General features: G+C 57.9%; 1 protein-coding gene. It reads left to right on the top strand.

Features of this window, described 5'->3' with window-relative positions; all coding sequences use genetic code 11:
- Positions 1-563 (top strand): phage portal protein (locus J5M71_RS26760; RefSeq protein WP_207838513.1); only part of this gene is annotated, 563 nt, incomplete at both ends.

The raw sequence follows: 563 nt of genomic DNA, 5'->3' as shown, positions 1-563 counted from the left end.
CTTTTTTCCGGCTCAGTCATCGCCCAAGCTGGCGCTATCTGGGCATCGGGGAGGAAGAAGCCCGTGCCTTTTCCCGCGAGGTTGAAGCGGCATGGAAAGAGTTTGCCGAGGATGACTGCTGCTGCATTGACGTTGAGCGAAAACGCACGTTTACCATGATGATTCGGGAAGGTGTGGCCATGCACGCCTTTAACGGTGAACTGTTCGTTCAGGCCACCTGGGATACCAGTTCGTCGCGGCTTTTCCGGACACAGTTCCGGATGGTCAGCCCGAAGCGCATCAGCAACCCGAACAATACCGGCGACAGCCGGAACTGCCGTGCCGGTGTGCAGATTAATGACAGCGGTGCGGCGCTGGGATATTACGTCAGCGAGGACGGGTATCCTGGCTGGATGCCGCAGAAATGGACATGGATACCCCGTGAGTTACCCGGCGGGCGCGCCTCGTTCATTCACGTTTTTGAACCCGTGGAGGACGGGCAGACTCGCGGTGCAAATGTGTTTTACAGCGTGATGGAGCAGATGAAGATGCTCGACACGCTGCAGAACACGCAGCTGCAGAGC

Source organism: Pseudomonas sp. 43(2021), from assembly GCF_017490805.1.
Classification (GTDB): domain Bacteria; phylum Pseudomonadota; class Gammaproteobacteria; order Pseudomonadales; family Pseudomonadaceae; genus Aquipseudomonas.
The sequence above is the reverse complement of the archived record's forward strand: the minus strand, read 5'-3'. Positions and strand labels throughout refer to the sequence as shown.